This window comes from Pseudomonas sp. AC112 (assembly GCF_979253545.1).
Map to the genome: position 1 here is coordinate 334,457 of NZ_CEEDCM010000001.1, position 25,647 is coordinate 360,103.

Sequence of the window (25,647 nt, forward strand, 5' to 3'; positions counted from 1 at the left end):
CGGGTAAGCCAGAGCCTGTGGATGTTCAGCTATGCTTGCCGGGCGAAGGGAAACGTGAAGTGGTTCAACACTCGATGGATATCAAGTTCGCCCACCGCTTGTCTTATAAACAAGCCAGATTGACTGTGCTGGTCGGTTTCGTCTTGGGAACCTTGCTCAGCCTGATCCAAATCGGCATTGATTATGCCAGCGAAGACGCATCCATCAACCGTGAAATTCGCTCACTGATCGAAATCAGCCATAACCCCGCGTCACGCATCGCCTACAACATCGACGCCGAACTGGCCCAGGAACTGACCCTGGGCCTGCTGCACTCCCCCGCCATCATTCACGCCCAGTTGATCGACAACAACGGCGTGGTGCTGGCCGATGTCGACCGGCCACGCAAAGAGGGCACCTACCGCCCCCTCAGCGACTTCATGTTCGGCGCTAACCGCCAGTTTGAAGACCGCTTATTCCTCAGCCATATGCCCAACGAATCCCTCGGCGTGCTGCGCCTGGACGTCGATACCTATGCCTTTGGCAGCCGCTTTCTGCACCGTGCCGAGATCACCCTGCTCAATGGCTTTGTCCGCAGTCTGTTGCTCACCGGCATCCTGCTGGGCTTGTTCTACGTGATGTTGACCCAGCCGCTGGTGCGTATTATCCGTGAGCTGAGCAACCGCAGACAGGCCCGCCTGGACTGCCCGCCCGGCCATGAACACGACGAAATCGGCGTACTGGTCAACGTCGCCAACCAACAGTTCGAAAACATGGAGACGGAGATCCAGCAACGCCGTCACGCCGAAGATCGGCTGACTGAATACCTGGGGCAACTGGAGGACATCGTCTCCGCCCGCACCCTGGAGCTCAAGGCCAGCAACCAGCGCCTGAGTCAGTCCAACGATGAATTGGAAGCGGCGAAGATGCATGCACTGGGCATGGCTCAGGCACGGGCCGCGTTCCTGGCCAACATGAGCCACGAAATCCGCACCCCGCTGAACGGCCTGCTGGGCATGATCGCGCTGTCGCTGGACAGCCCGCTCAACGCTGAGCAGCGCCAGCAACTGTCCATCGCCCATGATTCGGGCAAAGTGCTGGTGGAATTGCTCAACGATATTCTCGACCTGTCCAAGTTCGACGCTGGTCAACTGGAGCTGGAGCGCATCCCGTTCGACCTGGGCTCACTGGTGGAAGACACCGCCAACCTGTTGTCGCAGAACGCCGCGCCGAGCGTTGAGCTGACCTGCCTGATCGACCCGCAATTTCCCGCCCAAGTCCTGGGCGACCCGACCCGGGTGCGGCAAATTGTCAGTAACCTGCTGTCCAATGCCTTGAAATTCACGCGCTTCGGCCGTGTGGACGTGCGCCTCAGTGCGCTGGAGGGCCGGGTACGCATCGAGGTGTGCGACACCGGTATCGGCATTGCCCAGGAAGCCCAGGTGAAGATCTTCCAGCCGTTCACCCAGGCTGGCGCCGGTATCACCCGCCAGTATGGTGGCACAGGCCTGGGGCTGGCCCTGACGCATAACCTGTGTGAAGCCATGAAGGGCCGTTTGAGCATCAGCTCGGAGGTGGGCTTTGGTAGCCAGTTCTGCGCCGACCTGCCGCTGCCGATCCATTTGCCTGCGGTGCAACCGACGCCGCTCATGGGTGAAGTGATCGCCATCACCAGCGCCGGCAGCGGCCTGACCGAACTGCTCACCACCCTGCTGCCCCATTGGGGGCTGACACCGCATTGCTACCCGCGTGATGAGGACTTGAGCGGACACGCGCCGGACCTGTTGATCACCGACTGCCCGGAATGCCTGTTCCGCCTGCGTCCGTCCATCAGCGCGCCGATCCTGCTGGTGACCGCCTATGGCAATTTCATGCCCAGTGAAGAAGTCGCGGCCCTCGCGCCCTTGCAGCAACAGGCACGCCCGCTGAGCCGCAATGCGCTGTATCAGATCCTGCAACGAAACCTGCGCAGCGATGCGCAACTGATCCTCGACCCGATCCAGATGGAAGCCGCGCCCCTGGCCCACCGCGCGCGCATCCTGCTGGTGGAGGACAACCCGGTCAACCAACTGGTGGCCAAGGGCATGCTCAGCAAGTTGGGGTGCGAGGTGGTCGTGGCGGCTCACGGCGGCGAGGCGCTGAAGTTCCTGGAAGAGCAGCCCTTCGACATGGTGTTGATGGACTGCAATATGCCGGTGATGGATGGCTATGAGGCCAGCCGGCAGATTCGCCGCAGCGGGCGCTGGCCGGACCTGCCCATTGTCGCGTTGACGGCCAATGCCTTGTCAGAAGAACGCGAGCGGTGCAGGGCCGCAGGCATGAATGACTACCTGGCCAAACCGTTTCGTCGCGAAGAACTCAGCGGCTTGCTGGAGCTGTGGGTGCCGAAGACGACACGTCTCTGATCTGCCCAAGCAACTGGTCCAGGCCATCGCGCAACGTGTCGGCCTGGTTCAGGTCGATGCCGCTGTCGCACAGCAGCCGGGTCTTGAGGCCCTGGGTCTGGTCGCGCAAGTGCACACCGGCTTCGCTCAGGCTCAAGTGCACTTCTCGCTCATCCTTCGCGCTGCGCTGGCGCCGGACCCATTTGAGCTGCTCAAGACGCTTGAGCAACGGCGTCAGCGTGCCCGAGTCGAGCATCAAGCGCTCACCCAGGGCCTTGACCGTGGGCTGCGCCGGCGCTGCTTCGTGCCATTCCCACAGCACCAGCATCACCAGGTATTGCGGGTAGGTCAGGCCCAGCTCTTCGAGCATTGGCTTGTAGGCACGGGTTACCGCCCGGGAGGCGGCATAGAGCTTGAAACACAGTTGATGGTCGAGGGCCAGGGAGACGGTCATTTGAGCAGGGCTTCGATCTCTTGGGTCAGGTCCTGGGGCTTGGTGGTCGGGGCAAAGCGCTTGACCACCTGGCCGTCATGGCCAATGAGGAACTTGGTGAAGTTCCACTTGATGCCTTTGGAACCCAGCAGGCCTGGCGCCTGCTTTTTCAGTTGCACGAACAAGGGATGGGCCTCGCTGCCATTCACGTCGATCTTCTTGAACAGCGGGAAGCTGACGCCGAAATTCAGCTCGCAGAATTCGGAAATCGCACCTTCGTTACCGGGCTCTTGCTTGCCGAACTGGTTGCAAGGAAAACCCAGTACCACTAACCCCTGGTCCTTGTACTGCTGCCAGAGTTGCTCCAGGCCCTTGTACTGCGGGGTGAAGCCACACTTGCTGGCGGTATTGACCACCAGGATGGCCTTGCCGGCGAAATCGGCCAAGGTCTTTTGCTCACCCTTGATGGTGGTGCAAGGGATGCTCAGCAGGTTGTCACTCATGGCAGTGCCTCGTTGGGGAAAAGAGGGGTAAACATAGTAGGCAATTAAATTGTGTGCAATTTAATTGGCCGAATTGATACCTCACTATCACCCCTCCCCCATAGGCGCCCGGCTTGCCGGCGATGGCGTCCGTGAGATCGCCATCGCCGGCAGCCGGGCGCCTACAGGTGCCGCGCCGGTCAATTCAACGCGGGACGAGGTCCAGGCACACCGAATTGATGCAATAACGCAGGCCGGTCGGCGGCGGGCCGTCCGGAAACACGTGCCCCAGGTGCGCATCGCATTTGGCGCAGGTGACTTCGGTGCGGATCATGCCGTGGCTGACGTCACGGATCTCGACCATTGCGCTGTCGGCGATCGGCGCGTAGAAGCTCGGCCAGCCGCAGCCGGAGTCAAACTTGGTAGCCGAATCGAACAGTGGCTCATTGCAGCAGATGCAGTGATACACGCCGTCGGTCTTGGTGTCATTGTACTTGCCGCTGAAAGGACGCTCGGTGCCCTTGAGACGGCATACGTTGTACTGCTCTGGATCGAGCATCGCCTTCCACTCATCAACGGTTTTCTGCAACTTTTCCATCGGTACACCTCGGCAACTGAAAAAGCCTGATCTGTGTCTTTTCCATGGATCAGGCGGCACGTATGATTGCGCCTCTTCAAAACGCCAGTCTGGCACCCGCGCTACCGGCATTCAAACGTATTTATGGGTGCGGGCCCCGCAGGATTCGCAGTACGGTAGTGTCCACACCGTCTGGATCGTTCATTTTCAGGATCACATCGCCATGCAGGTCAGCAAATCGAACAAGCTCGCCAACGTCTGCTACGACATTCGCGGCCCAGTGCTCAAGCACGCCAAACGCCTGGAAGAGGAAGGCCATCGCATCCTCAAGCTGAACATTGGCAACCCGGCGCCGTTTGGTTTCGAAGCGCCGGACGAGATCCTCCAGGACGTGATCCGCAACCTGCCCACCGCCCAGGGCTACAGCGACTCCAAAGGCCTGTTCAGCGCGCGCAAGGCGGTGATGCAGTACTACCAGCAAAAGCAGGTCGAAGGTGTCGGCATCGAAGACATCTACCTGGGCAATGGCGTATCCGAGCTGATCGTGATGTCCATGCAGGCCCTGCTCAACAACGGCGACGAAGTGCTGGTGCCGGCACCCGACTACCCGCTGTGGACCGCCGCCGTGACCCTGGCCGGCGGCCACCCGGTGCACTACCTGTGTGACGAAGGCGCCGACTGGTTCCCCGACCTGGCCGACATCAAGGCCAAGATCACCCCGAACACCAAAGCCCTGGTGATCATCAACCCGAACAACCCGACGGGCGCGGTGTACTCCAAGGAAGTGTTGCTGGGCATGCTCGAACTGGCGCGCCAGCACAACCTGGTGGTGTTCTCCGACGAGATCTACGACAAGATCCTCTACGACGACGCCGTACACGTGTGCACCGCCTCCCTGGCGCCGGACCTGCTGTGCCTGACCTTCAACGGCCTGTCCAAGTCCTACCGCGTGGCGGGGTTCCGTTCCGGCTGGATCGCCATTTCCGGTCCCAAGCACAACGCCCAGAGCTACATCGAAGGCATCGACATGCTGGCCAATATGCGCCTGTGTGCCAACGTGCCGAGCCAGCACGCGATCCAGACCGCACTGGGCGGCTACCAGAGCATCAACGACCTGGTGTTGCCCCAAGGCCGCCTGCTGGAGCAACGCAACCGCACCTGGGAACTGCTCAACGCGATCCCGGGCGTGAGCTGCGTCAAACCCATGGGTGCGTTGTACGCCTTCCCGCGAATCGACCCGAAAGTGTGCCCGATTCTCAACGACGAGAAGTTTGTGCTCGACCTGTTGCTGTCGGAAAAGCTGCTGGTGGTGCAAGGCACCGCATTCAACTGGCCGTGGCCGGATCACTTCCGCGTGGTGACGCTGCCGCGCGTGGATGACCTGGACATGGCCATTGGTCGCATCGGCAACTTCCTCAAGTCCTATCGCCAGTAATGCAAACGGCGCTGTACGACCGACAATCGGTCGTACAGCGAGTATCTGGCAACACTTCTCTGCCCGTCCCCCATTCCAGCACTTCACTGGCGGCGAAAACGCCAGCTACCCCCTATGATTACAGGGTGCAAAGGTATCGGCGAACCGATCAAGACGCCTTTTGAACCTCGGAAAATCCCTTCAAGGCCCTACATTCATGCTGTAGGACACAGTTTGAAATAGTCGCTCGGTTGAATCACCCCATGCCGCACCTTATATACCCCGCAGTACGCGACATATTAAGCATGAGGAGAATTCTACAACCATGATGCGCATCCTGCTGTTCTTGGCCACTAACCTTGCGGTCGTGCTGATTGCCAGCATCACCTTGAGCCTTTTCGGCTTCAACGGGTTCATGGCGGCCAACGGGGTTGACCTGAACCTCAATCAGCTGTTGGTTTTCTGTGCGGTCTTTGGTTTTGCCGGCTCGCTGTTCTCGCTGTTCATCTCCAAGTGGATGGCAAAGATGAGCACCAGCACCCAGGTGATCACCCAGCCACGTACCCGGCATGAGCAATGGTTGCTGCAGACCGTCGAGCAGTTGTCCCGCGAGGCCGGTATCAAGATGCCTGAGGTCGGGATCTTCCCGGCCTATGAAGCCAACGCGTTTGCCACCGGCTGGAACAAGAACGACGCGCTCGTTGCCGTCAGCCAGGGCATGCTGGAACGCTTCTCGTACGATGAAGTGAAGGCGGTGCTGGCCCACGAGATCGGCCACGTGGCCAACGGTGACATGGTCACACTGGCACTGGTCCAGGGCGTGGTGAACACCTTCGTGATGTTCTTCGCGCGGATCATCGGCAACTTTGTCGACAAGGTGATCTTCAAGAACGAAGGCGGCCGCGGCATTGCCTACTTCGTGTCGACCATCTTCGCTGAACTGGTGCTGGGCTTCCTGGCCAGCGCGATCACCATGTGGTTCTCGCGCAAACGCGAATTCCGTGCAGACGAAGCCGGTGCTCGCCTGGCCGGTACCGGGGCGATGATTGCAGCGCTGCAACACCTGCGCTCCGAACAAGGCTTGCCGGTGCACATGCCAGACAGCCTGACCGCCTTCGGCATCAACGGCGGCATCAAACAGGGCATGGCTCGCCTGTTCATGAGCCACCCGCCGCTGGAAGAGCGCATCGACGCTCTGCGTCGTCGGGGCTAAGTACAAGGTGGCACAACGAGGGGCGATCCGATCGCCCCTTTTTTGTGGGCGCTACTGTCGTCATCGCGGGCAAGCCCGGCTCCCACAGTCGTATGTTGGCACATGCAGGCGCCGGGCGTGCTCGCGATGGTCATCCCCAACCACGATGCGAAGCGAGCCGCTGTTGATCTTGATGTTGCTTTTGATCTTAGGCGACCCATGCCGCAATCGCACTGCCCTGATCAGCGCATAGTCAGCTGATAAACCCGCTCATCAAGCCGCGTTACACCGTCCTGCACAAACTTCCAACTCTCACCCAGGATGTCTTGCTCCTCCAGCACCCCCAACGTCCATTCCGCCCCAAACAACACCTTCACTTCATCATCCGTCACCGCAAACGGCGGCCCGGCTTTTTGGGTCTGGTCGTAATCAAGGGTGACCAGCAGCCCCTGGCAACCGGAACGCAGCAGATGGTTCAGGTGCTCCGCATACTGCACACGCATCAACGGCGGCAAGGCAATCAGTGCGGCTCGGTCATACAGCCCGGTGCAATCAGCCAGTGCCTCGGCGTCCAGGGCAAAGAAATCGCCGCACCATACCTCGATCAGATCAGCCTGATACACCGTGAATGCGCCCCGCCGTGTAATGCGCGGCACAAGGTTCTGCTCACTGAAAAACGCCTCCACAGCCCGTTCCGACAGCTCCACGCCCATGACTCGCAACCCATGGCTGGCCAGCCACATCAAATCCAGGCTTTTGCCACACAACGGCACCAGCACTTGGGCGCCTTGGGCGAGCGCCAACTGCGGCCAGTGCCGTTGCAAGTAAGGATTGACCTCGGGCAAATGAAAACCGATCTGGTTGCGCGCCCAGCGCTCCTGCCAAAACTTAGGCTCCATGGATCCTCCCGAAAACTCGATCAAAAGGCACTAAAACTTATATTAGATTTAGATCAATGATCTGATTAAAGATGGGCCCATGTTAACGCTCAGGACCTCACTTATGTTCCCCAGCCTGTTTATCTCCCACGGTTCGCCCATGCTCGCCCTGCAACCCGGCGCCAGCGGCCCCGCGTTGCAGCGCCTGGCGGCCGAGCTGCCACGGCCCAAGGCAATCGTGGTGGTGTCGGCGCATTGGGAGAGCCAAGAACTCTTGGTCAGCGGCAGCGCAGCGCCCGAAACCTGGCACGATTTCGGCGGTTTCCCACGCGAATTGTTCGCCGTGCAATACCCGGCGCCGGGCGACCCGCAGTTGGCCAGCGAGATCCTCCAACTGCTGCATGCCGATGGCCTGGCTGCCCGCATTGACGACCGCCGCCCCTTCGACCACGGCACCTGGGTGCCGCTTTCGCTGATGTACCCGGCGGCGGATATCCCGGTGGTGCAGGTGTCCCTGCCCAGCCGCATGGGCCCTGCCCTGCAGACCCGCGTCGGGCATGCCCTGGCCAGCCTGCGCGGGCAAGGTGTGTTGCTGATCGGCTCGGGCAGCATCACCCATAACCTCGGTGAGCTTGACTGGCGCGCCGGGCCGGAGACCATCACGCCATGGGCGCAGGCGTTCCGCGACTGGGTCGTCGACAAGCTGGCGGCCAACGATGAAACCGCATTGCACGACTACCGTCGCCAGGCGCCGAATGCCGTGCGCAACCATCCCAGTGATGAACACCTGCTGCCGCTGTATTTTGCGCGGGGTGCCGGTGGCGATTTCAGCGTGGCGCACCAGGGCTTCACCCTGGGTGCGCTGGGCATGGACATCTACCGCTTCGGCTGACGCCCCGCCCTTGCAGGAGCCGGCTGGCCGGCGGGTGCGGCGCTCCAGCCCACACACTTGGCACTGACAGCCGGGCCCTACAGGTGCTGCATAGCCGTGTAAAAATATCAGCCAAAAAAAATCCCCGACCGAGTCGGGGATTTTTTATGTGCGATCAATCAGCCCAAGGGCGGATCAATCTTCGCGGTAGCGACGCAGCTTCAGCTGCTTACCGGCAACGCGAGTGTCTTTCAGCTTGGCCAGCAGTTTTTCCAGACCGTCTTCCGGCAGCTCCACCAGGGAGAAGCTGTCACGGACCTGGATACGACCGATGGCTTCACGTGCCAGGCCACCCTCGTTGAGGATAGCGCCCAGCAGGTTCTTGGCAGCGATACCATCACGCGCGCCCAGCGCGGTACGGCAACGAGCACGGCCTTCAGCCAATGGCACCGGAGCGCGACGCTCACGATCACCACGGTCTGGACGGTCGCCGGAACGCTCTGGACGATCACCGCGTGGCGCGCTGTTCGGAACCAGTGGACGTTCTTTCTCGATGGCTGCCAGGGTCAGGGCTTGACCGTTGGTAGCTTTGCGCAGCAGGGCTGCAGCCAGGGCACGCGGGGTGCAACCAATATCGGCGGTCAGGCGGTCCAGCAGTTCGCCGTGGGTCGATTCAGCGTCAGCCACCAGTGGCGCCAGGCTGTTGGTCAGTTTCTTGATGCGGGCATCGAGGACTGCCTGGGCATCCGGCAGGCGCACTTCAGCGACTTTCTGGCCGGTAACACGCTCGATCACTTGCAGCATGCGGCGCTCACGTGGAGTCACCAGCAGCAGAGCGCGACCTTCGCGACCGGCACGGCCAGTACGGCCGATACGGTGAACGTAGGACTCTGGGTCGTACGGCATGTCAACGTTGAACACGTGGGTGATACGTGGAACGTCAAGACCACGGGCAGCAACGTCGGTCGCCACAACGATGTCCAGGCGGCCATCCTTGAGGGAATCGATGACGCGCTCACGCTGGTTCTGGGCGATGTCGCCGTTCAGCGCAGCGGCCTTGTAGCCTTTGGCTTCCAGGGCGCTTGCCAGGTCCAGGGTCGCTTGCTTGGTGCGCACGAACATGATCAGGGCGTCGAAGTCTTCGACTTCCAGCAGGCTCAATACAGCCGAGGTCTTCTGGTCAGCGTGAACCAACAGGTGAGCCTGTTCGATCGCGGTAACGGTCTGGGTCTTGGTCTGGATCTTCACGTGTTGCGGATCGCGCAGGTGGCGTTCGGCAATGGCACGGATCGACTGTGGCAGGGTGGCCGAGAACAGTACGGTCTGACGGGTGGGTGGCAGTGCCTTGAAGATGACTTCCAGGTCATCCATGAAGCCCAGCTTCAACATTTCGTCAGCTTCGTCGAGAACCAGGTGGTTCACGGTCGACAGGACTTTCTCGTCACGACGCAGGTGGTCGCACAGACGGCCCGGGGTGGCGACAACGATCTGTGCGCCGTTACGGATAGCTTTGAGTTGCGGGCCCATAGGCGCGCCGCCGTAAACGGCCACAACGGTTACGCCTGGCATTTGCTTGGCGTAGGTTTCAAAAGCGGTTGCTACTTGCAGCGCCAACTCACGGGTTGGCGCCAGGATCAGGGCTTGCGGTTCGCGCTTGGCAGGATCGATGCAGTGCAGGATAGGCAGGGCGAACGCGGCGGTTTTACCGGTACCGGTTTGCGCCTGGCCAATCATGTCCTGGCCGGCCATGATGATCGGGATCGATTGCTGCTGAATCGCCGAAGGCTCTTCGTAGCCGGTCGCTGCGACGGCTGCAAGAATATTCGGGTTAAGATTAAAAGCGGCGAAGCCGCCGGTTTCCTGGGTCATGGGTCTGCCTCTAAGTGCATCCGCAAAGACCCATGCTCCAAAGCTGCGCATGCCGTGTTGAGACTCAAGAGTCGCCCTGGCTGCTTTGTCGGCGGGGATTTGCGAAAACGAATGAATGAAAAAGATTCGTCAAGGGAGAGTCCGCTGTGCGGACGTGCAGCCGAAGCTGACTTCGGGGAATTGCGCTACCTAAACGCGGCCCGGTTAAAGGCCGGCGCGCACTATACCGGAAATAGCTGAAAAAGGGAGCTTTTTTTATCGCCAGGCACCGATAAACCGCGCTGCGTCACAGCCTTTGCAGATAACTGCGCCAGGGTCTATTTTTCAAAGGCCCGGCCCTGCTGGTCATAAAGCTTAAACGGTTCACCTGACCTTTCCGACCCTTTGGTCCGAAACCCTTCCCCGCGCCCGAGGGCACACCCCATGAATCAAGCCAGCAGCAGCCGCGTCAGCCGTGAACTCCAGGGCCATGTCCTGATGCTGGGCCTGGACCGGGTGGCCAAGCGCAACGCTTTCGACCTGGACCTGCTCAATGAACTGAGCCTGGCCTATGGCGAATTTGATCGAAATGACGACGCACGGGTGGCCTTGGTGTTTGCCCACGGCGATCACTTCACGGCCGGACTGGACCTGGCCAATGTCAGTAGCGTGATGGCAGGCGGCTGGCAACCGCCGCTGGGGGGCTGCGACCCTTGGGGCGTGTTCGCCGGCCCGCGGGTTAGCAAACCGGTGATCGTCGCGGCACAGGGCTACTGCCTCACCATTGGCATCGAGTTGATGCTGGCCGCGGATATCAATCTTTGCGCCAGCAACACGCGCTTTGCGCAGATGGAAGTCCAGCGCGGGATCTTTCCGTTCGGCGGCGCGACGTTGCGCTTTCACCAGATCGCCGGTTGGGGCAACGCGATGCGCTGGCTGCTCACTGGCGATGAGTTCGATGCCCATGACGCCTTGCGCCTGGGCCTGGTGCAAGAAGTGATGGCCAGCGAAGACCTGCTGCCCCGCGCCGTCGAACTGGCCAACCGCATTGCGCGCCAGGCACCGCTGGGTGTGCAGGCGACGTTGATGTCGGCACGCCTGGCGCGCATAGAGGGTGAAACCGTGGCGGCGGCCGCGTTGCCGCCGATGGTGGATAAGCTGCTTAACAGTGAAGATGCCAAGGAAGGTGTGCGGGCGATGATCGAGAAGCGGCCTGGGGTGTTCAAGGGCATTTGAATTGGCAGTAGCGGCCTCTTCGCGGGCAAGCCCGCTCCCACAGTTTGAAGTGCATTCCCCGGTGGGAGCGGGCTCGCCCGCGAAGGCGTCCAAACAAGCAATTAGGTTGCGGGCCGAATCGCCTTGATCAACGGCTGCAACGAGTACCCCAACCTCGGCGCCAACGCTTCGGCACGGGCCGAGAGCGCATCCACCTCCAGTTCCTGGTCCAGCTCGGACGGCACCAGCAAAATCACATTGCCCTCCTTCACCGGCAACTCCCAGTAATGCCGGTGGTACAACCCACGCAACAACGCCGCCCCCAGGGGCTTGCCATCGTCGGTGGCCCACTGGTTGATCACCAGCCAGCCGCCGGGGTTGAGCTTTTTCTGGCAGTTTTCCAGGAAGGTCCACGCCAGGTGGCCGACGCCTGGGCCGACGTCGGTGTAGAGGTCGACGAAAATCAGGTCGGCCGGCTCGGCGCTGTCGAGCAATTGCAGGGCGTCACCGATGCGGATGTACAGCCGCGGATCGTCGTCGAGCCCCAGGTATTCGATGGCCAGGCGCGGCACATCGGGGCGCAGTTCGATGGCTTCCACATCTTCCAGCGGCAGGAACTTCAGACACGCCTGGGTCAGCGTGCCGGCGCCCAGGCCGAGGAACAGCGCGCTCTCCGGTTGCGCATGGCACAACGCGCCAATCAGCATCGCACGGGTGTAGTCGTACTCCAGCCAGCTGGGGTCAGCGGTGAACACGCAGCTTTGCTCGATGGCGTCGCCAAACTCGAGAAAACGGTAATCGGCCACTTCGAGCACACGGATCATGCCGAAATCATCATGGACTTCGGCCAGCAGGCGCTCGACACGCTCCTCGGTCATCACTACTCCTAGGGGGTTTACCGCACGGCAAAGGCGCGATTGTCGGCCAACCGGCGGCAACAGGTCACGCACTAATTGCTGATAACATTGGCGCCCGACCGTCAATCAGCCAATCGAGTTCATGATGAGCCAACCCTGGAGCCCCGACAGCTGGCGCGCCCTGCCGATCCAGCAACAACCCCAGTACCCGGACGCTGCGCACTTGTTGCAAGTGGAGCAGAACCTGGCCAGCTACCCGCCACTGGTGTTTGCCGGTGAAGCCCGCGAGTTGCGCCGCCAGTTTGCCGAGGTGACCCAGGGGCGCGCGTTCCTGCTGCAAGGCGGCGATTGCGCCGAGAGCTTCGCGGAGTTCTCCGCCGCGAAGATCCGCGACACCTTCAAGGTGCTGCTGCAGATGGCGATCGTGATGACCTTCGCCGCCGGCTGCCCGGTGGTCAAAGTCGGGCGCATGGCCGGCCAATTTGCCAAGCCGCGGTCGGCCAACGATGAAACCATCGACGGCATCACCCTGCCCGCCTACCGTGGCGATATCGTCAATGGCATCGGCTTCGACGAAAAAAGCCGCGTGCCGGACCCCGACCGCCTGCTGCAGTCCTACCACCAGTCCACCGCCACCCTCAACCTGTTGCGTGCCTTCGCCCAGGGCGGGTTTGCCGACCTGCACCAGGTACACAAGTGGAACCTGGACTTCATCGCCAACTCCGCACTGGCCGAAAAGTACAGCCAACTGGCCGACCGCATCGACGAAACCCTGGCTTTCATGCGCGCCTGCGGCATGGACAGCTCGCCGCAACTGCGCGAAACCAGCTTCTTTACCGCCCACGAAGCACTGCTGCTCAACTACGAGCAAGCCTTTGTGCGCCGTGACAGCCTGACCAACGACTACTACGATTGCTCGGCGCACATGCTGTGGATCGGCGACCGCACCCGCCAGTTGGACGGTGCCCACGTCGAGTTCCTGCGCGGGGTGAACAACCCGATCGGGGTCAAGGTCGGCCCGAGCATGAACCCGGATGACCTGATCCGCCTGATCGACATCCTCAACCCGGACAACGACCCTGGCCGCCTCAATCTGATCGCGCGCATGGGCGCCGGCAAGGTCGGCGACCACCTGCCCAACCTGATTCGCGCGGTGCAGCGCGAGGGCAAGCAGGTGCTGTGGAGCTCCGACCCGATGCACGGCAACACCATCAAGGCCAGCAGCGGCTACAAGACCCGCGACTTTGCGCAGATCCTGGGTGAGGTGAAGGAGTTCTTCCAGGTGCACCAGGCCGAGGGCAGCTATGCCGGCGGGATTCATATCGAGATGACCGGGCAGAACGTCACCGAATGCATCGGCGGCGCGCGGCCGATCACCGAGGATGGCTTGTCGGACCGCTACCACACCCACTGCGACCCACGGATGAATGCCGATCAGTCGCTGGAATTGGCGTTCCTGATTGCCGAGACGTTGAAACAAGTCAAACGCTAAGACGTTAAGTCGCCTGCTCTGACGCCATCGCGGGCAAGCCCGGCTCCCACCGGTGCCCGCGTCCCCCTGTGGGAGCCGGGCTTGCCCGCGATGGCGTCCTAGAGAGCACTGCCCCGAGTGATCATCGCCACCCGCAACCGGTCGGCACTCGGCCTTTGGCAATTGAGCTGTACCTGTTCCAGCCCCAGCCAGTCGGCCATCTGTAACAGGTTCTGCGCCAGCGCCTGCATCCCCTCCTCATCCAGCCCTGGCTCTTCCTCATGCACCGCATGCACGGCCAGGCGCCCGTTGGCGCGCTCGGCGCGCAGGTCAACGCGCGCGGCAATCCGTTCGTTGTGCAGAAACGGCAGCACGTAGTAGCCGTACACCCGTTTGTCTTGTGGCGTGTAGATCTCCAGGCGGTAACGGAAGTCAAACAAACGCTCGGTACGCGCACGCTCCCACACCAACGAATCGAACGGCGACAGCAAGGCGCTGGCCGGCACTTTTCGCGGTACCTTTGCATCGGGCAGGCAGTAGGCTGGGTGTTTCCAGCCCTGCACCTGGCACGTCAACAGTTGACCGTCCTCCACCAGTTCAGCGAGACGGTGGCGGCTGTCGGCCGGATCGAGGCGGAAGTAGTCGCGCAGGTCTTTCTCGGTCGCCACGCCCAAGGCCGTCGCGCTGTGCAGCAGCAGGCCGCGCTGGGCCTCGGCCTCTGTGACAGAGGCTTGCAGGATATCGCCGGGGATGACCCGCTCCGGCAAATCATAGAGCCGCTCAAACCCACGCCGCCCTGCAACCGTGACGAGGCCGGCGGCAAACAGCCATTCCAGCGCGTGTTTCTCGTCGCTCCAGTCCCACCAAGGGCCGGCGCGTTCCTCCCGGGTCGACAAGCTGCCGGCACCCAACGCGCCTTGTTGCTCGACCGTCTGCAGTACGCGCTGGATCGTCGCCTGTTGCTCACGCCCAAAGCGCGCCATCTGCGAATAAATGCCCTGGCCCTGCTTGGCCCGCTCCATGCGCCAGCGCATCAACGGGTACAACGCCATTGGCAACAGCGACGCCTCATGCCCCCAATATTCGAAGAGCGAACGCCGCCGCCCCTGGCTCCAGGCGGCTTGTTCAAGTATCAGCGGGGAGTAGTTGCCCAGGCGGGAAAACAGCGGCAGGTAATGGGAGCGCACCACGGCATTGACCGAATCGATCTGCAACACGCCCAGGCGTTCGATCATGCGATTAAGGTGCGCAGCCTTGATCAGGGCAGGCGCCTGGCGCCCGGAAAAACCCTGGGCCGCCAGTGCCATGCGTCGAGCTTGCTTGAGTGAAAATGACGGGTCGGCGGGCATGGGGTTCTCCGTGGATGCTCGCCGACTACCCTACTGCATCCTGGGTCATTTTCGCAGCGGGTCCTGCCAGAAATGCAGCTGGCGCTCCTGCTCCACATCGCCACGGTTGAGCCCGATGTCCTTGAGCGCATCATCACTCAAGGTCGCCAGCATCTGGCGCTCCTCATGCAGCGCCTGCCAACGGGCAATCTTGTGAAACAGCCCGGCAAACGGACGTTTCGCCATCAACACAAAACCTCTTTGACCTTTCATCTTCTCGCCCTCCAGTGGGGATGACGCGAGTGTGTGCCTGGGCTTAAGATCAATCCAACGAATGTTTCTTATGCAATACATCTCGGAGATTGATCAATTGTCCGGCTACCCGAGTATCGACACTGAAGTGCTGCGCACCTTCGTCGCCATCGCCGACCAGGGCGGTTTCACCCGAGCTGGCGAGCTGGTCAACCGCACCCAGTCGGCGGTGAGCATGCAGATGAAACGCCTGGAAGAAGACGTGTTGCAGCGCAAGCTGTTCGAGCGTGATGGTCGCCAGGTACGGCTGACGCCCGAAGGCCAGGTGCTGCTGGGGTACGCGCGGCGCATCCTGAAACTGCACAGCGAAGTGTTCAACACCCTGCGTGAACCGCACATGGTCGGGTTGGTGCGCATCGGCACGCCGGACGACTACGTGATGCGTTTCCTGCCGGGGATTCTCAAACGGTTTTCCAAGGCGTATCCGCTGATCCAGATCGAGATGCACTGCGAGGCGTCGAACGTATTGATGCAGCGCCGCGACCTGGCGCTGACCGTGATCAGCCGTGAGCCCGGTAACGAGATCGGCGAATTGCTGCGCACCGAGCGCATGGTCTGGGTGGCGGCGCCGTGCTTCTGTGTGGACGAGCACGATGCATTGCCGTTGGCGATTTCCGGCGTCGACAGCTTTTGCACCCAGTGGACCCGCGCAGCCCTGGACGCTGCCGGGCGCGACTACCGGCTGGCTTACCACAGCTCCAACGTGGCGGCGATCCAGGCCGTGGTGAGTTCCGGCCTGGCGGTGATGGTCAGCATGGAAAGCCTGGTCACCGAAGACCTGCGCGTCCTGGGTAGCGAAGAAGGATTCCCCCCGCTGCCGTCGATGAATCTGCGCTTGCTGCGCAACCCCGCGATGACCTCGCCCATCACCGAATGCCTCGCGGAATACATCCTCGAAGGCTTCAGACTTTAAAGGTCAGCATCACCGCGCACACCACTAGGAAGCCGCAGAACAGGCCGCGCAGCACGCGCTCCGGCAGCGCGTGGGCGACCTTCACGCCCCAACTGATACTGAGCAAACCGCCGACAGCCAGCGGCACGCCGATCATCCAGTCCACCTCCTGGTGCCAGGCGTAGGTCACCAATGTCACGCCCGTGCTGGGCAATGCCAAGGCCAGGGACAAGCCTTGGGCAACCACTTGGGTGGTGCCGAACAGGCTGGTCAGCACTGGCGTTGCGACCACCGCGCCGCCGACGCCAAACAGCCCCCCCATGGAACCGGAGGCGGCACCGAGCACCCCGAGCCACGGCCAGGAATAACGCATCTGGGCGGTCGGCGGCGCGTTGCGGGTGAACATGCGCAGCAGGTTGTAGGCTGAAAGCGTCAGCAAAAAAGCGATAAAGCCGATACGCATCGCCCCCGCGTCCAGGCCCACCGCCCAGATCGAACCGAGCCAGGCAAAGGTGAACCCCATGACGCCCAACGGCAGCGCATGCCGCAGTTCAATGCGGTTGCGTTGGTGATAGCGCCACAGCGCCAGCATCACATTGGGCACCACCATCACCAGCGCCGTGCCTTGGGCCAGTTGCTGGTCCAAGCCGAACAACACGCCCAGCACCGGGATTGCAATCAGCCCGCCGCCAATGCCAAACAGGCCGCCCACCGTGCCGAGGGCCGCGCCCAACACCAGGTACATCGCTAAATCCCACACCGCTTGTTACTCCGCAATCCCAGGCCTTGCATGCTACGCAGTCGGCTCTGGCGCGGAAACGCACAGCAACGCACAATGGCTGTGCCAATCTTGCATAAGCAGCGTTTGATGAACCCCAATACCCTGACTGATCAACTGGGCCTGTTTCTCGATGTCTTGGAAACCGGCAGCTTTTCTGCCGCTGCCCGCCGCCATCCGCTGACGCCCTCTGCGGTGGCTCGGCGCATCGACAGCCTGGAAAACTCAGTGGGCAGCCGCCTGTTCCAGCGCAGCACCCACGCGGTGGTGCCGACCCCGGCAGGTTTGGCGTTTGCCGAACGGGCGCGACGGATTGTCAGCGAGTTACAACTGGCACGGGCCGAGGCGGTATCCCTCAGCCACGCGCCGGAGGGCCTGATTCGGGTGGACGCGCCCGCGGCCTTTGGTCGACGGCACCTGGCGCCGGTGATAGCGGACTTCCTCAACGTGTACCCCGGCCTGGATGTGCACCTGCATTTGATCGACAGCTTTGTAGACATGCAGGGCGCGCACCTGGGCAAGGTGGACCTGGTGCTGCGCGCCGGGCATATCGTCGACACGCGCTTGATCGCCACGCCCTTGGCGAGCATCGTGCGCATCGCCTGCGCCAGCCCGGGGTATCTGAAAAGCCGGGGCACGCCCACCCATCCTCAGGAGCTGAGCGAGCACGACGGGCTGGACTGGGACGGCCTGGCGCCGATGTTCGCCTGGCGCTTCGAGCTGGATGGGCGCCGCGCTACCTATCGGCCGCGACGCATCCGCATGAGCGCCAACAATGCCGAAGCCTTGCTGTCGGGTGCCTTGGCGGGGCTGGGCATCGCGCACTTGCCCACGTGGCTTGCCAGTGAGTACCTGGTGCGCGGTGAACTGCTGCCGTTGTTTTGCGAAAACGGCCTGCCCAGCCCGGAAACCACCGGGATCTATGCACTGCGCCTGGAACAGCAGCCCAATGCGCGCAGCCGCTTGTTGCTGGAATACCTGAAAACCCGGTTCAGCCCCGTGCCGCCGTGGGACCTGGCCCTGCAAAGCGGCTTGGCCTGAGCGCTCGGACAGAATTATCTGGCGCATTAAAGATTTGCCCGCTAGATTCCAGCCCAGACACGCTTTTTCGAGGTACCGCCATGAGCAAGAACCCTGATCCCTGCGAATCACTGATGCTGGACAACCAGCTGTGCTTCGCCCTGCACTCGACCTCGCTGCTGATGACCAAGGTCTACAAGCCGCTGTTGCAAGCCCTCGGCCTGACCTATCCGCAGTACCTGGCCATGATGGTGCTGTGGGAAGAGGATGGTTTGACCGTCGGCGAAATCAGCAGCCGCTTGCTGACCGATCCGGGCTCGCTCACCCCCCTGCTCAAGCGCCTGGAAGCCGAAGGCCTGCTCAGCCGTACCCGTAGCCGCGAGGATGAACGGGTGGTGGTCGTTGAATTGACGGCCGCCGGCCGTGCCCTGCAGGACAAAGCCATGGGTATTCCGCAGTGCATCCTCGGCGCCAGCGGCCTGGAACTGGACCAACTGCGCAAGCTGCAAAGCGACCTGATCGCGTTGCGCGCCAACCTGCAGGCCAGCGTTTAGTCCCCTTCCCTTGTAGGAGCCGGCTTGCCGGCGATTGCGGTACACCTGATACAACACAATCGCCGGCAAGCCGGCTCCTACAGATCACCGCCTCACGTTGAAAAAATTTTAAAATTTATCTTGCGCGCTAAACATTAGAGCTATACATTCACCTCACCAACTACTTAGCGCGCAAACATTTAGCGCTAAAAACCAAGAGGAAAACACCATGCAAACGCTCTATACCGCAGTAGCTACCGCCACCGGCGGCCGTGATGGTCGTGCTGTTTCCAGCGACAACATCCTCGACGTCAAACTCTCCACCCCTAAAGAATTGGGCGGTGCCGGTGGCCAGGCCACCAACCCTGAACAACTGTTTGCTGCCGGCTACTCGGCCTGCTTTATCGGCGCCCTGAAATTTGTCGCCAGCCAGACCAAGCGCAAAATCCCGGATGACGCCTCGATCACTGCCCACGTCGGCATCGGCCAGATCCCCGGTGGTTTCGGCCTGGATATCGACCTGCACATCAGCCTGCCGGGCCTGGCCCAGGACGACGCGCAAAGCCTGGTCGACGCTGCTCACCAAGTCTGCCCGTACTCCAACGCCACCCGTGGCAACGTCGATGTACGCCTGCACGTGACCGTCTAAATGACCTCGGCCGCCCCTGGAGAACGAAATGAACACAATTGGTAAAGCGCTCACTGGCACCCTGCTCGCCCTGTCCATCACCAACGCCTTTGCGGCGACCGGTGAAGTCGAGCACAACACCCAGGCGTTCCTGGATGTGTTGAACGCAGGCACCGGCAAACCGATGGAACAGCTGACGCCCAAGGATGCCCGTGCCGTACTGACCGGCGCCCAGGCCAGTGTGAAGCTGACGCTGCCCAAGGCGGACGTGAGCCAGAAGACCATCCAGGTCGATGGCAAGCCGCTCGACCTGACCATCGTGCGTCCGGCCGGGGTCAAGGGCACCTTGCCTGTGTTCATGTTCTTCCACGGCGGCGGCTGGGTGCTCGGGGATTACCCGACCCATGAACGCCTGGTGCGGGATCTGGTCGTCGGTTCGGGGGCGGTGGCGGTATTCGTCAACTACACACCTTCGCCGGAAGCGCACTACCCGGTGGCCATCAACCAGGCCTACGGCGCAACCAAATGGGTGGCCGAGCACGGTCAAGAGATCAACGTTGATGGCAAGCGCCTGGCGGTAGCCGGCAACAGTGTCGGCGGCAACATGGCGGCGGTGGTCAGCCTGATGGCCAAGGACAAGGGCACGCCGGCGATCAAGTTCCAGCTGCTGTTGTGGCCGGTGACCGATGCCAACTTCGACACCGGGTCCTATAACCAGTACGCCGAAGGGCACTTCCTCACCAAGAACATGATGAAGTGGTTCTGGGACAACTACACCACCGACGCCAACCAGCGCGCGCAGATCTACGCCTCGCCGCTGCGGGCAACGACAGACCAGCTCAAGGGCTTGCCGCCCGCGCTGATCCAGACTGCTGGTGCCGACGTGCTGCGTGATGAAGGCGAGGCCTATGCCCGCCAGCTGGATGCCGCCGGAGTGCCGGTGACCGCCGTGCGCTACAACGGCATGATCCACGACTATGGTTTGCTCAACGTGGTCAGCCAGGTGCCAGCCGTGCGCTCAGCCTTGCTCCAGGCCTCGGATGAGCTGAAGCAACACCTGAAGTAAAACGTAACGCCCACAAAAAAGCCCGACTCAAGGTCGGGCTTTTTTTCGTATCGGCAGGGCCAGAATTACTTCTTGGCGCGACCTTTGTACGAACCACCTTCGCGGGTGTCGATCTCGATCAGGTCGTCGATTTCGATGAAATCGGCCACTTGCAGTTCGGTACCGTTGCTCAGCTTGGCAGGTTTCATCACCTTGCCCGACGTGTCGCCACGAGCGGAACCTTCGGTGTAGGCCACTTTACGCACGATGGTGGTCGGCAGCTCTACGGAAACCAGGCGCTCTTCGAAGAAAATAGCTTCGCAGACGTCTTCCATGCCTTCTTCGATGAACGGCAGAACGGCTTCGATATCTTCAGCGTTCAGCTCGTACATGGTGTAGTCGGTGGTGTCCATGAACGTGTAGGTGTCGCCGCTGATGAAGGACAGGGTCGCTTCTTTGCGGTCGAGGATCACGTCGTCCAGTTTGTCGTCGGCGCTGTAGACGATCTCGGTCTTGTAACCGGTCAGCAGGTTCTTCAGCTTGGTCTTCATGATTGCGCTGTTACGACCAGACTTGGTGAACTCAGCTTTCTGAACCAGCCAAGGGTCGTTTTCGAGACGGATCACTGTACCGGGTTTCAGTTCTTTACCAGTTTTCATTGCATATATCCGAAATTTGGATGGGATTTACAAAATTCAAGGTGGCGTATCATATCCAACTTTCATAAAACTGCACCAGCGCCGTCGCAAGATCGGCCTGCAAGCCCTGTTCCAGACACCATGTTTCGGCGCGCTGGCTCACCTCCGGCCAGTGTTCCAGCAACATTTTCCACGCTTGAGCCATATCGGCCTCGGTGTTCCACGCTTGCCAGAGCCCGATCAAGGCCGCCCTTGCCGGCGGTGACAAGTCGGCGGTGTACAGCTCAAGGAAGGCATCAAGCTTGTCGAGATGGATGTCCTCGTCCTGCCGATAGATGTGCCACAGCAGCGGCCGGCCGGCCCACTGGGCGCGCACGAAGGAGTCTTCGCCGCGCACGGCATTGAAGTCGCAGCACCACAACAGGCGGTCATATTGCTCCTGGCGCACGAATGCGATGACCTGCACGGTCAGCGATCCGCGCTCGTGGATATCCCCCGCCGCCAACCGATCCACGCCGAGCCAGCGCTGCACATCGCCAAGGATGCGCCCCTCGGGCACCAACAGATGAGTGGCACGTCCATCCGTCGATAACACCTCGAGCCAACTGGCCAGCCCGGCATTTTCATAGGCAAACAGTGAGATCAGCCGCGCCCCCATTGTAGGAGACACGCCCAAGGCATGCAGGAAGCTTTGCTGCGCACTGGCATCGTGCTGAAACGCCCGACGCTGCTCCAGCAACCCCGCTTCGCGCAGCAGGCCACCGGTGCCGGCTCGGAACCCTGGGAAGAAGAAGTACTTCTGCACGCCCTTGAACTTCACCGACGGCAACCTGTGGCAACCCACCACCCACTCTTCGGCACTGAGGTAATCCAGGTTCATCCACAATGGCGTGCGTTCACGTGCAGCCATGGCTTCCATGTAGTCCGGCGGCAACTGGCAGGCGAACGCGGCAATCACCACATCCGCCGCAGACGCCTGTCCCCACTCTGACGGCCAATGCCGCACTTCGACGCCTTCCTGCCATTGCAGGTCGTGGTGCACATCAATGTCCGGGCACATGCGTTCGAAGGCGCGCAGGTCATCGACCCACAAGCGCACATCACAGGCATGCTCCGCCACCAATTGCCGGGCCAGGCGCCAGGTCACGCCGATGTCGCCGTAGTTGTCGACGACGCTGCAAAAAATATCCCAGCGGGCTTTCATTCCGGGCTCCAACACTCAAAGGTTCGATTGTCCGCATAAATGCACGGATGCAGAAGGCTTGTTCGCGATTATTCTGCGCAGCGGCTGTGCGACAATCGCCGCCACGCCGTCAATGCCTGCCAGGAGGCCATCATGTCTGATCGTCCGTTGTCGCGGTTCAAGCTCAGTGCCGCTATCGCGTTTGGCGTGTGGCTGGGGTTTATCGCTATTGTGCTGACCACCTGGCTGGCGTCGCGCTATCTGTTCCCGCAGAGCCTGGCGCCGGTGGCCCAGGCGGTGCAGCAATTGGGCAAGCCTGCGGTTGTGGCGCCTGAACCGCCTAATCGCCTGTTCGAGCAATACCAGCAGAACCTGCAGAAGCAGGAACAGCAACAGAGCCTGGACCAGGCTCGCAACAATGCGCGCAACCTGTCCAACCCCAAATGCCAGTTCTGGCTGCAACAGGACCAGAACGCCCCCAACGAAAAGACCCGGGCCAATGTCCTGCAATTCTGCGATTGATGACCAATGAATAAACACGCCGTCCACCTGTTGATCCTGGAAAAGCTCAGCGTCGATCTCGACATCGCCCAACGGGCCGCGCAGACCGCCTACGAAACCGCGACCCACGAAGAAAACATCGCCGAGAACAAGTACGACACCCTAGGGCTGGAAGCGTCCTACCTGGCGGCCGGGCAAGCCAAGCGTGTCGAGGAGATCAAGCAGGCGCTCGCGCTGTGCCAGAACCTGACACTGCGCGCCTACGACGATCAGCGGGGCATAGAGATCGGCGCGCTATTGGGCCTGGAGGATGAGAACGGACGCCAGCAATGGCTGTTCTTGGCGCCGGATGCGGCGGGCTTGAAAGTGGACGTGGTCGGGCAACCGGTGACCGTCATCACCCCGCGCTCGCCGTTGGGCAAAAGCCTGCTGGGCAAGTTCGAAGGCGATGAGGTGGAGATTCTGGTGGCAGGCGCCCGGCAACACTTCACGGTGACCGACGCCAAATAACCTGTAGGAGCGAGCTTGCTCGCGAAGAACGCAAGCACGCCGTGTGAATCCTGGCCCCCTGCGTTATCGTTGACGATTTTCGCGAGCAAGCTCGCTCCTACAGTGGATCGCATTCATTCACTTAATGGACGGGCAGTTCAACGCCGTCGAACAGCTCTTCCAGCTCTTGCTTGTTGTGGCACTGGATCGCTTTGGCCATGACTTCGCGGGTCAGGTGCGGCGCAAATTTCTCGATGAAATCGCACATGAAGCCACGCAGGAACGTGCCACGACGGAAGCCGATCTTGGTCACGCTGGACTCAAAGAGTTCGCTGGCATCGAGCACCACCAAGTCTTTGTCGAGGGCAGTGTCGACCGCCATCTTGGCGACGATACCCACGCCCAGGCCCAGGCGCACGTAAGTCTTGATCACGTCGGCATCGGCTGCGGTGAACACCACTTTTGGCGTCAGGCCGCGATGGCTGAAGGCTTCGTCAAGTTTGGAACGGCCGGTGAAACCGAACACGTAGGTCACGATCGGGTATTCAGCCAGGGCTTCCAGGGTCAGCTTCGGCAGCTTGGCCAATGGGTGACCTTGCGGCACAACCACGCAACGGTTCCAGCGGTAGCACGGCATCATGACCAGGTCACCGAACAGCTCCAGGGCCTCGGTGGCGATGGCGAAATCGACAGTGCCGTCAGCGGCCATCTCGGCGATCTGCATCGGCGAACCCTGGTGCATGTGAAGGGCAACGTCGGGGTACTGCTTGATGAAGTCGCGGATCACCGGCGGCAACGCATAACGCGCCTGGGTGTGGGTGGTGGCGATGGACAGGGTGCCCTTCTTCTCGTTGGAGAATTCCTGGGCGATCTGCTTGATGCTTTCGACCTTGCGCAGGATTTCGCCGGCGGTGGTGATGATGCGCTCACCGGCCGGGGTGACGCGGGTGAGGTGCTTGCCACTGCGCGCGAACACTTCTACGCCTAGCTCGTCTTCGAGCAGGCGGATCTGCTTGCTGATACCGGGTTGCGAGGTGTAGAGGCTTTGAGCGGTAGCGGAAACGTTGAGGTCGTGGTGCGCCACTTCCCAGATGTAGCGCAGTTGTTGAAGCTTCATATGTGTCCCTCAAAGCAGATAGACGCCACGGGTATCAGCGACGGTATATAACTATATTAAAGGTTCGATGGATAAATCTAGAACTTTTTATCGTTTTTACCCATCACACGTCATCACTGCGTCGACGTTGCAACGAAGGCACCAGGTAAACCGGCACCGTAGACAACTGCAGCACCCGTGCAGCCGTGCGCCCCAACGGGGTGGCCGCCGCAGTTGCATGGCTATGACTTCCTACGATCAATAGGTCTACAGAAAGTTTGCGCAATTGGTCGAGTATCACCTCACACGGATCCCCCTGTATCACCCGTACCGAGCGAATCAACTTCAGGTCTTGCTCCCCGTCCCCCAACTCCTCGCGAAAACTGTCCAGCACCCGCTGTTCGATCGTCGCCATCACCGTGGTCACCCCCTGGCTTTGCCATTCACTCAGGGCCTTCTCATCAAGGTAGCTCTGTAACACCGATTCGGCGAACAGCCCGATGGGCTCGACCACGTGAATCACATACAGGTCCGCCTTGAACGTCCGCGCCAGCGCCAGCGCATGCTGCATCACATAAGGCGCATACAGACCGAGGTCCGTGGCGTACAGCATCGAACGAATCATAAAACCTCCTGGACGGCCAGGATGGCGGAGATGAAATCAGCTTAGCAGCGCCCGGGCGTCTTGGATTGACTTAGCTCTTCACCTCGTTACTGATGCCATGGGGCACGTGCCCGGTGGCGACAAACTCCATGGCTTTCTCGCAATGCCCGGCCTGGTCATCAAAAAACACATCGGCGGCAAACGCCTCCAGGAACGCGGATTTCTCCAGGCCGCCCAGGAACAACGACTCGTCCAGGCGGATATCCCATTCACGCAATGTGCGAATCACCCGCTCGTGTGACGGCGCCGAACGGGCAGTGACCAAGGCGGTGCGGATCGGGCAGGCCTCATCGGGAAACTCGCGCTGCAACAAGTTGAGTGCCGCCAGAAAACCCTTGAAAGGACCGCCGTGCAACGGCTGGCGCGCCGCCTCCCGCTCATTGGCCTGGAACGCTGCCAGGCCACCAGCCTGGTACACACGCTCCGACTCATCGGAAAACAACACCGCGTCGCCGTCGAAGGCAATGCGCAGCTCTTCGCTGGAGGCGCGGTTCGGGCCGCCCGACAGAATCGTCGCCGCCGCAAACCCCGCATCGAGGGCACTGCGCACATCCTCGGCGTGGGTCGACAGAAACAGATGGCAGCCAAAGGCCGCCAAATAAGGATAAGGACTACGCCCGCCTACGAAAGCGGCGCGGGAGATATCCAGGCCGTAATGCTGGATTGAATTGAACACGCGCAGGCCGGTGTCGGCACTGTTGCGCGACACCAGCACCACTTCGACCCGGGCGCGGCCGAGGCTGGCATTGAGGCTGAGCAGCTTCTTGACCAGCGGGAAGGCGTCACCGGGCTCGAGGATTTCCTCCTCGTGTTCGATCTGGTACTGGCGGTAGGTCTCGACCCCTTCGGCCAGGTAGACCTTGTGGCTTTCACTCAAGTCGAAGAGTGCCCGCGACGAGATCGCCAGCACCAGTTTGTCGCCCAAGCCTTTTGCCATGG

General features: G+C 61.3%; 27 protein-coding genes. 13 read left to right on the plus strand and 14 right to left on the minus strand.

The window, feature by feature from the left end:
* The first annotated feature begins 74 nt into the window (after window positions 1-74).
* Window positions 75-2,384 (plus strand): hybrid sensor histidine kinase/response regulator, encoded by a 2,310-nt coding sequence (locus AC0IYN_RS01685; protein ID WP_471840356.1) that lies wholly within the window; start codon window positions 75-77, stop codon window positions 2,382-2,384.
* On the opposite strand, the gene AC0IYN_RS01690 is transcribed toward AC0IYN_RS01685, so the two are convergent.
* The 3 genes from AC0IYN_RS01690 to msrB form a co-directional block, all read right to left on the minus strand.
* The gene (locus AC0IYN_RS01690) at window positions 2,338-2,817 is read right to left on the minus strand and encodes a MarR family winged helix-turn-helix transcriptional regulator (RefSeq protein WP_406597675.1); all 480 of its coding nucleotides are present in this window, start codon (window positions 2,815-2,817) and stop codon (window positions 2,338-2,340) included. The genes AC0IYN_RS01685 and AC0IYN_RS01690 overlap by 47 nt on opposite strands.
* On the minus strand, window positions 2,814-3,299 hold the full coding sequence (locus AC0IYN_RS01695) for a glutathione peroxidase (RefSeq protein ID WP_078047568.1): 486 nt from the start codon (window positions 3,297-3,299) through the stop codon (window positions 2,814-2,816). Before AC0IYN_RS01695 ends, AC0IYN_RS01690 begins: the two co-directional genes overlap by 4 nt.
* Window positions 3,300-3,483: 184 nt before the next feature.
* A complete protein-coding gene (gene msrB / locus AC0IYN_RS01700; protein WP_078047567.1) occupies window positions 3,484-3,876 on the minus strand; it encodes a peptide-methionine (R)-S-oxide reductase MsrB in 393 nt (130 codons plus the stop codon).
* A gap of 202 nt (window positions 3,877-4,078) precedes the next feature.
* Between msrB and AC0IYN_RS01705 the strand changes: the two genes are divergently transcribed.
* The gene (locus AC0IYN_RS01705; protein ID WP_016978462.1) at window positions 4,079-5,290 is read left to right on the plus strand and encodes a pyridoxal phosphate-dependent aminotransferase; all 1,212 of its coding nucleotides are present in this window, start codon (window positions 4,079-4,081) and stop codon (window positions 5,288-5,290) included.
* Window positions 5,291-5,594: 304 nt separating this feature from the next.
* Window positions 5,595-6,482 (plus strand): protease HtpX, encoded by an 888-nt coding sequence (htpX, locus tag AC0IYN_RS01710; protein ID WP_471840358.1) that lies wholly within the window; start codon window positions 5,595-5,597, stop codon window positions 6,480-6,482.
* Window positions 6,483-6,703: 221 nt separating this feature from the next.
* Here the strand turns inward: htpX and AC0IYN_RS01715 are convergent, their stop codons facing one another.
* Entirely contained in the window at window positions 6,704-7,360 is a 657-nt protein-coding gene (locus AC0IYN_RS01715) for a thiopurine S-methyltransferase (RefSeq protein ID WP_457240383.1), read from the minus strand.
* Between the two features lie 103 nt (window positions 7,361-7,463).
* On the opposite strand from AC0IYN_RS01715, the gene AC0IYN_RS01720 reads away from it, so the two are divergent.
* On the plus strand, window positions 7,464-8,231 hold the full coding sequence (locus tag AC0IYN_RS01720; protein WP_471840360.1) for a DODA-type extradiol aromatic ring-opening family dioxygenase: 768 nt from the start codon (window positions 7,464-7,466) through the stop codon (window positions 8,229-8,231).
* A 174-nt stretch (window positions 8,232-8,405) separates the two neighbouring features.
* Here AC0IYN_RS01720 and AC0IYN_RS01725 read toward each other — a convergent pair whose 3' ends face one another.
* Window positions 8,406-10,079, minus strand: coding sequence for a DEAD/DEAH box helicase (locus AC0IYN_RS01725; RefSeq protein WP_078047563.1), 1,674 nt, complete (start codon window positions 10,077-10,079; stop codon window positions 8,406-8,408).
* 423 nt (window positions 10,080-10,502) lie between these two features.
* Here AC0IYN_RS01725 and AC0IYN_RS01730 point away from each other — a divergent pair, with 423 nt between their 5' ends.
* Window positions 10,503-11,294, plus strand: a complete 792-nt coding sequence (locus tag AC0IYN_RS01730; protein WP_471840362.1) for a crotonase/enoyl-CoA hydratase family protein — start codon at window positions 10,503-10,505, stop codon at window positions 11,292-11,294.
* Between the two features lie 101 nt (window positions 11,295-11,395).
* Here AC0IYN_RS01730 and AC0IYN_RS01735 read toward each other — a convergent pair whose 3' ends face one another.
* Window positions 11,396-12,151, minus strand: a complete 756-nt coding sequence (locus AC0IYN_RS01735) for a spermidine synthase (RefSeq protein ID WP_406599968.1) — start codon at window positions 12,149-12,151, stop codon at window positions 11,396-11,398.
* Between the two features lie 124 nt (window positions 12,152-12,275).
* Here AC0IYN_RS01735 and AC0IYN_RS01740 point away from each other — a divergent pair, with 124 nt between their 5' ends.
* Window positions 12,276-13,622 (plus strand): class II 3-deoxy-7-phosphoheptulonate synthase, encoded by a 1,347-nt coding sequence (locus tag AC0IYN_RS01740; RefSeq protein WP_122759419.1) that lies wholly within the window; start codon window positions 12,276-12,278, stop codon window positions 13,620-13,622.
* A gap of 98 nt (window positions 13,623-13,720) precedes the next feature.
* On the opposite strand, the gene AC0IYN_RS01745 is transcribed toward AC0IYN_RS01740, so the two are convergent.
* Together AC0IYN_RS01745 and AC0IYN_RS01750 are read right to left on the minus strand one after the other, a co-directional pair.
* Entirely contained in the window at window positions 13,721-14,950 is a 1,230-nt protein-coding gene (locus tag AC0IYN_RS01745; protein WP_406597390.1) for a winged helix-turn-helix domain-containing protein, read from the minus strand.
* A gap of 45 nt (window positions 14,951-14,995) precedes the next feature.
* Window positions 14,996-15,202 (minus strand): DUF1127 domain-containing protein, encoded by a 207-nt coding sequence (locus tag AC0IYN_RS01750; RefSeq protein ID WP_406597389.1) that lies wholly within the window; start codon window positions 15,200-15,202, stop codon window positions 14,996-14,998.
* Window positions 15,203-15,272: 70 nt separating this feature from the next.
* On the opposite strand from AC0IYN_RS01750, the gene AC0IYN_RS01755 reads away from it, so the two are divergent.
* Entirely contained in the window at window positions 15,273-16,154 is an 882-nt protein-coding gene (locus AC0IYN_RS01755; RefSeq protein ID WP_078047558.1) for a LysR family transcriptional regulator, read from the plus strand.
* On the opposite strand, the gene AC0IYN_RS01760 is transcribed toward AC0IYN_RS01755, so the two are convergent.
* The gene (locus tag AC0IYN_RS01760; RefSeq protein WP_457248741.1) at window positions 16,144-16,893 is read right to left on the minus strand and encodes a sulfite exporter TauE/SafE family protein; all 750 of its coding nucleotides are present in this window, start codon (window positions 16,891-16,893) and stop codon (window positions 16,144-16,146) included. The genes AC0IYN_RS01755 and AC0IYN_RS01760 overlap by 11 nt on opposite strands.
* 108 nt (window positions 16,894-17,001) lie before the next feature.
* On the opposite strand from AC0IYN_RS01760, the gene AC0IYN_RS01765 reads away from it, so the two are divergent.
* The 4 genes from AC0IYN_RS01765 (at window position 17,002) to AC0IYN_RS01780 (ending at window position 20,158) form a co-directional block, all read left to right on the plus strand.
* Window positions 17,002-17,952 carry a LysR family transcriptional regulator gene (locus AC0IYN_RS01765; protein ID WP_457267432.1) on the plus strand — a complete coding sequence of 317 codons (951 nt, stop codon included), beginning with the start codon at window positions 17,002-17,004 and terminating at the stop codon, window positions 17,950-17,952.
* 80 nt (window positions 17,953-18,032) lie between these two features.
* Window positions 18,033-18,485, plus strand: coding sequence for a MarR family winged helix-turn-helix transcriptional regulator (locus AC0IYN_RS01770; protein ID WP_406597387.1), 453 nt, complete (start codon window positions 18,033-18,035; stop codon window positions 18,483-18,485).
* Between the two features lie 208 nt (window positions 18,486-18,693).
* Window positions 18,694-19,113, plus strand: a complete 420-nt coding sequence (locus tag AC0IYN_RS01775; RefSeq protein ID WP_010176159.1) for an organic hydroperoxide resistance protein — start codon at window positions 18,694-18,696, stop codon at window positions 19,111-19,113.
* A gap of 28 nt (window positions 19,114-19,141) precedes the next feature.
* Window positions 19,142-20,158 carry an alpha/beta hydrolase gene (locus tag AC0IYN_RS01780; protein WP_471840365.1) on the plus strand — a complete coding sequence of 339 codons (1,017 nt, stop codon included), beginning with the start codon at window positions 19,142-19,144 and terminating at the stop codon, window positions 20,156-20,158.
* Window positions 20,159-20,223: 65 nt separating this feature from the next.
* Here the strand turns inward: AC0IYN_RS01780 and AC0IYN_RS01785 are convergent, their stop codons facing one another.
* Together AC0IYN_RS01785 and earP are read right to left on the minus strand one after the other, a co-directional pair.
* Entirely contained in the window at window positions 20,224-20,796 is a 573-nt protein-coding gene (locus AC0IYN_RS01785; protein WP_003172723.1) for an elongation factor P, read from the minus strand.
* A 49-nt stretch (window positions 20,797-20,845) separates the two neighbouring features.
* The gene (gene earP, locus AC0IYN_RS01790) at window positions 20,846-21,979 is read right to left on the minus strand and encodes an elongation factor P maturation arginine rhamnosyltransferase EarP (protein ID WP_406597385.1); all 1,134 of its coding nucleotides are present in this window, start codon (window positions 21,977-21,979) and stop codon (window positions 20,846-20,848) included.
* Window positions 21,980-22,111: 132 nt separating this feature from the next.
* Here earP and AC0IYN_RS01795 point away from each other — a divergent pair, with 132 nt between their 5' ends.
* Both AC0IYN_RS01795 and AC0IYN_RS01800 read left to right on the plus strand, forming a co-directional pair.
* Window positions 22,112-22,480, plus strand: coding sequence for a hypothetical protein (locus AC0IYN_RS01795; protein WP_471840367.1), 369 nt, complete (start codon window positions 22,112-22,114; stop codon window positions 22,478-22,480).
* Window positions 22,481-22,486: 6 nt separating this feature from the next.
* Window positions 22,487-22,969 carry a GreA/GreB family elongation factor gene (locus AC0IYN_RS01800; RefSeq protein ID WP_406597383.1) on the plus strand — a complete coding sequence of 161 codons (483 nt, stop codon included), beginning with the start codon at window positions 22,487-22,489 and terminating at the stop codon, window positions 22,967-22,969.
* Between the two features lie 121 nt (window positions 22,970-23,090).
* Here AC0IYN_RS01800 and cysB read toward each other — a convergent pair whose 3' ends face one another.
* From cysB to AC0IYN_RS01815, 3 genes are all read right to left on the minus strand, one after another.
* Entirely contained in the window at window positions 23,091-24,065 is a 975-nt protein-coding gene (cysB, locus tag AC0IYN_RS01805) for an HTH-type transcriptional regulator CysB (RefSeq protein WP_012722988.1), read from the minus strand.
* A 103-nt stretch (window positions 24,066-24,168) separates the two neighbouring features.
* Window positions 24,169-24,669 (minus strand): universal stress protein, encoded by a 501-nt coding sequence (locus AC0IYN_RS01810; protein ID WP_078047551.1) that lies wholly within the window; start codon window positions 24,667-24,669, stop codon window positions 24,169-24,171.
* 70 nt (window positions 24,670-24,739) lie between these two features.
* A complete protein-coding gene (locus tag AC0IYN_RS01815) occupies window positions 24,740-25,645 on the minus strand; it encodes a 5'-nucleotidase (RefSeq protein ID WP_406597382.1) in 906 nt (301 codons plus the stop codon).
* Between the last annotated feature and the right edge of the window lie 2 nt (window positions 25,646-25,647).

Coding starts and splice junctions, on each gene's coding strand:
- msrB (WP_078047567.1), bottom strand. CDS start 3,876: ATGGAAAAGTTGCAGAAAACCGTTGATGAGTGGAAGGCGATGCTCGAT.
- AC0IYN_RS01695 (WP_078047568.1), bottom strand. CDS start 3,299: ATGAGTGACAACCTGCTGAGCATCCCTTGCACCACCATCAAGGGTGAG.
- AC0IYN_RS01735 (WP_406599968.1), bottom strand. CDS start 12,151: ATGACCGAGGAGCGTGTCGAGCGCCTGCTGGCCGAAGTCCATGATGAT.
- cysB (WP_012722988.1), bottom strand. CDS start 24,065: ATGAAGCTTCAACAACTGCGCTACATCTGGGAAGTGGCGCACCACGAC.
- AC0IYN_RS01800 (WP_406597383.1), top strand. CDS start 22,487: ATGAATAAACACGCCGTCCACCTGTTGATCCTGGAAAAGCTCAGCGTC.
- AC0IYN_RS01715 (WP_457240383.1), bottom strand. CDS start 7,360: ATGGAGCCTAAGTTTTGGCAGGAGCGCTGGGCGCGCAACCAGATCGGT.
- AC0IYN_RS01765 (WP_457267432.1), top strand. CDS start 17,002: ATGAACCCCAATACCCTGACTGATCAACTGGGCCTGTTTCTCGATGTC.
- htpX (WP_471840358.1), top strand. CDS start 5,595: ATGATGCGCATCCTGCTGTTCTTGGCCACTAACCTTGCGGTCGTGCTG.
- AC0IYN_RS01810 (WP_078047551.1), bottom strand. CDS start 24,669: ATGATTCGTTCGATGCTGTACGCCACGGACCTCGGTCTGTATGCGCCT.
- AC0IYN_RS01745 (WP_406597390.1), bottom strand. CDS start 14,950: ATGCCCGCCGACCCGTCATTTTCACTCAAGCAAGCTCGACGCATGGCA.
- AC0IYN_RS01815 (WP_406597382.1), bottom strand. CDS start 25,645: ATGGCAAAAGGCTTGGGCGACAAACTGGTGCTGGCGATCTCGTCGCGG.
- AC0IYN_RS01705 (WP_016978462.1), top strand. CDS start 4,079: ATGCAGGTCAGCAAATCGAACAAGCTCGCCAACGTCTGCTACGACATT.
- AC0IYN_RS01685 (WP_471840356.1), top strand. CDS start 75: ATGGATATCAAGTTCGCCCACCGCTTGTCTTATAAACAAGCCAGATTG.
- AC0IYN_RS01690 (WP_406597675.1), bottom strand. CDS start 2,817: ATGACCGTCTCCCTGGCCCTCGACCATCAACTGTGTTTCAAGCTCTAT.
- AC0IYN_RS01750 (WP_406597389.1), bottom strand. CDS start 15,202: ATGAAAGGTCAAAGAGGTTTTGTGTTGATGGCGAAACGTCCGTTTGCC.
- AC0IYN_RS01730 (WP_471840362.1), top strand. CDS start 10,503: ATGAATCAAGCCAGCAGCAGCCGCGTCAGCCGTGAACTCCAGGGCCAT.
- AC0IYN_RS01785 (WP_003172723.1), bottom strand. CDS start 20,796: ATGAAAACTGGTAAAGAACTGAAACCCGGTACAGTGATCCGTCTCGAA.
- AC0IYN_RS01775 (WP_010176159.1), top strand. CDS start 18,694: ATGCAAACGCTCTATACCGCAGTAGCTACCGCCACCGGCGGCCGTGAT.
- AC0IYN_RS01720 (WP_471840360.1), top strand. CDS start 7,464: ATGTTCCCCAGCCTGTTTATCTCCCACGGTTCGCCCATGCTCGCCCTG.
- AC0IYN_RS01755 (WP_078047558.1), top strand. CDS start 15,273: ATGCAATACATCTCGGAGATTGATCAATTGTCCGGCTACCCGAGTATC.
- AC0IYN_RS01780 (WP_471840365.1), top strand. CDS start 19,142: ATGAACACAATTGGTAAAGCGCTCACTGGCACCCTGCTCGCCCTGTCC.
- AC0IYN_RS01740 (WP_122759419.1), top strand. CDS start 12,276: ATGAGCCAACCCTGGAGCCCCGACAGCTGGCGCGCCCTGCCGATCCAG.
- AC0IYN_RS01770 (WP_406597387.1), top strand. CDS start 18,033: ATGAGCAAGAACCCTGATCCCTGCGAATCACTGATGCTGGACAACCAG.
- earP (WP_406597385.1), bottom strand. CDS start 21,979: ATGAAAGCCCGCTGGGATATTTTTTGCAGCGTCGTCGACAACTACGGC.
- AC0IYN_RS01795 (WP_471840367.1), top strand. CDS start 22,112: ATGTCTGATCGTCCGTTGTCGCGGTTCAAGCTCAGTGCCGCTATCGCG.
- AC0IYN_RS01725 (WP_078047563.1), bottom strand. CDS start 10,079: ATGACCCAGGAAACCGGCGGCTTCGCCGCTTTTAATCTTAACCCGAAT.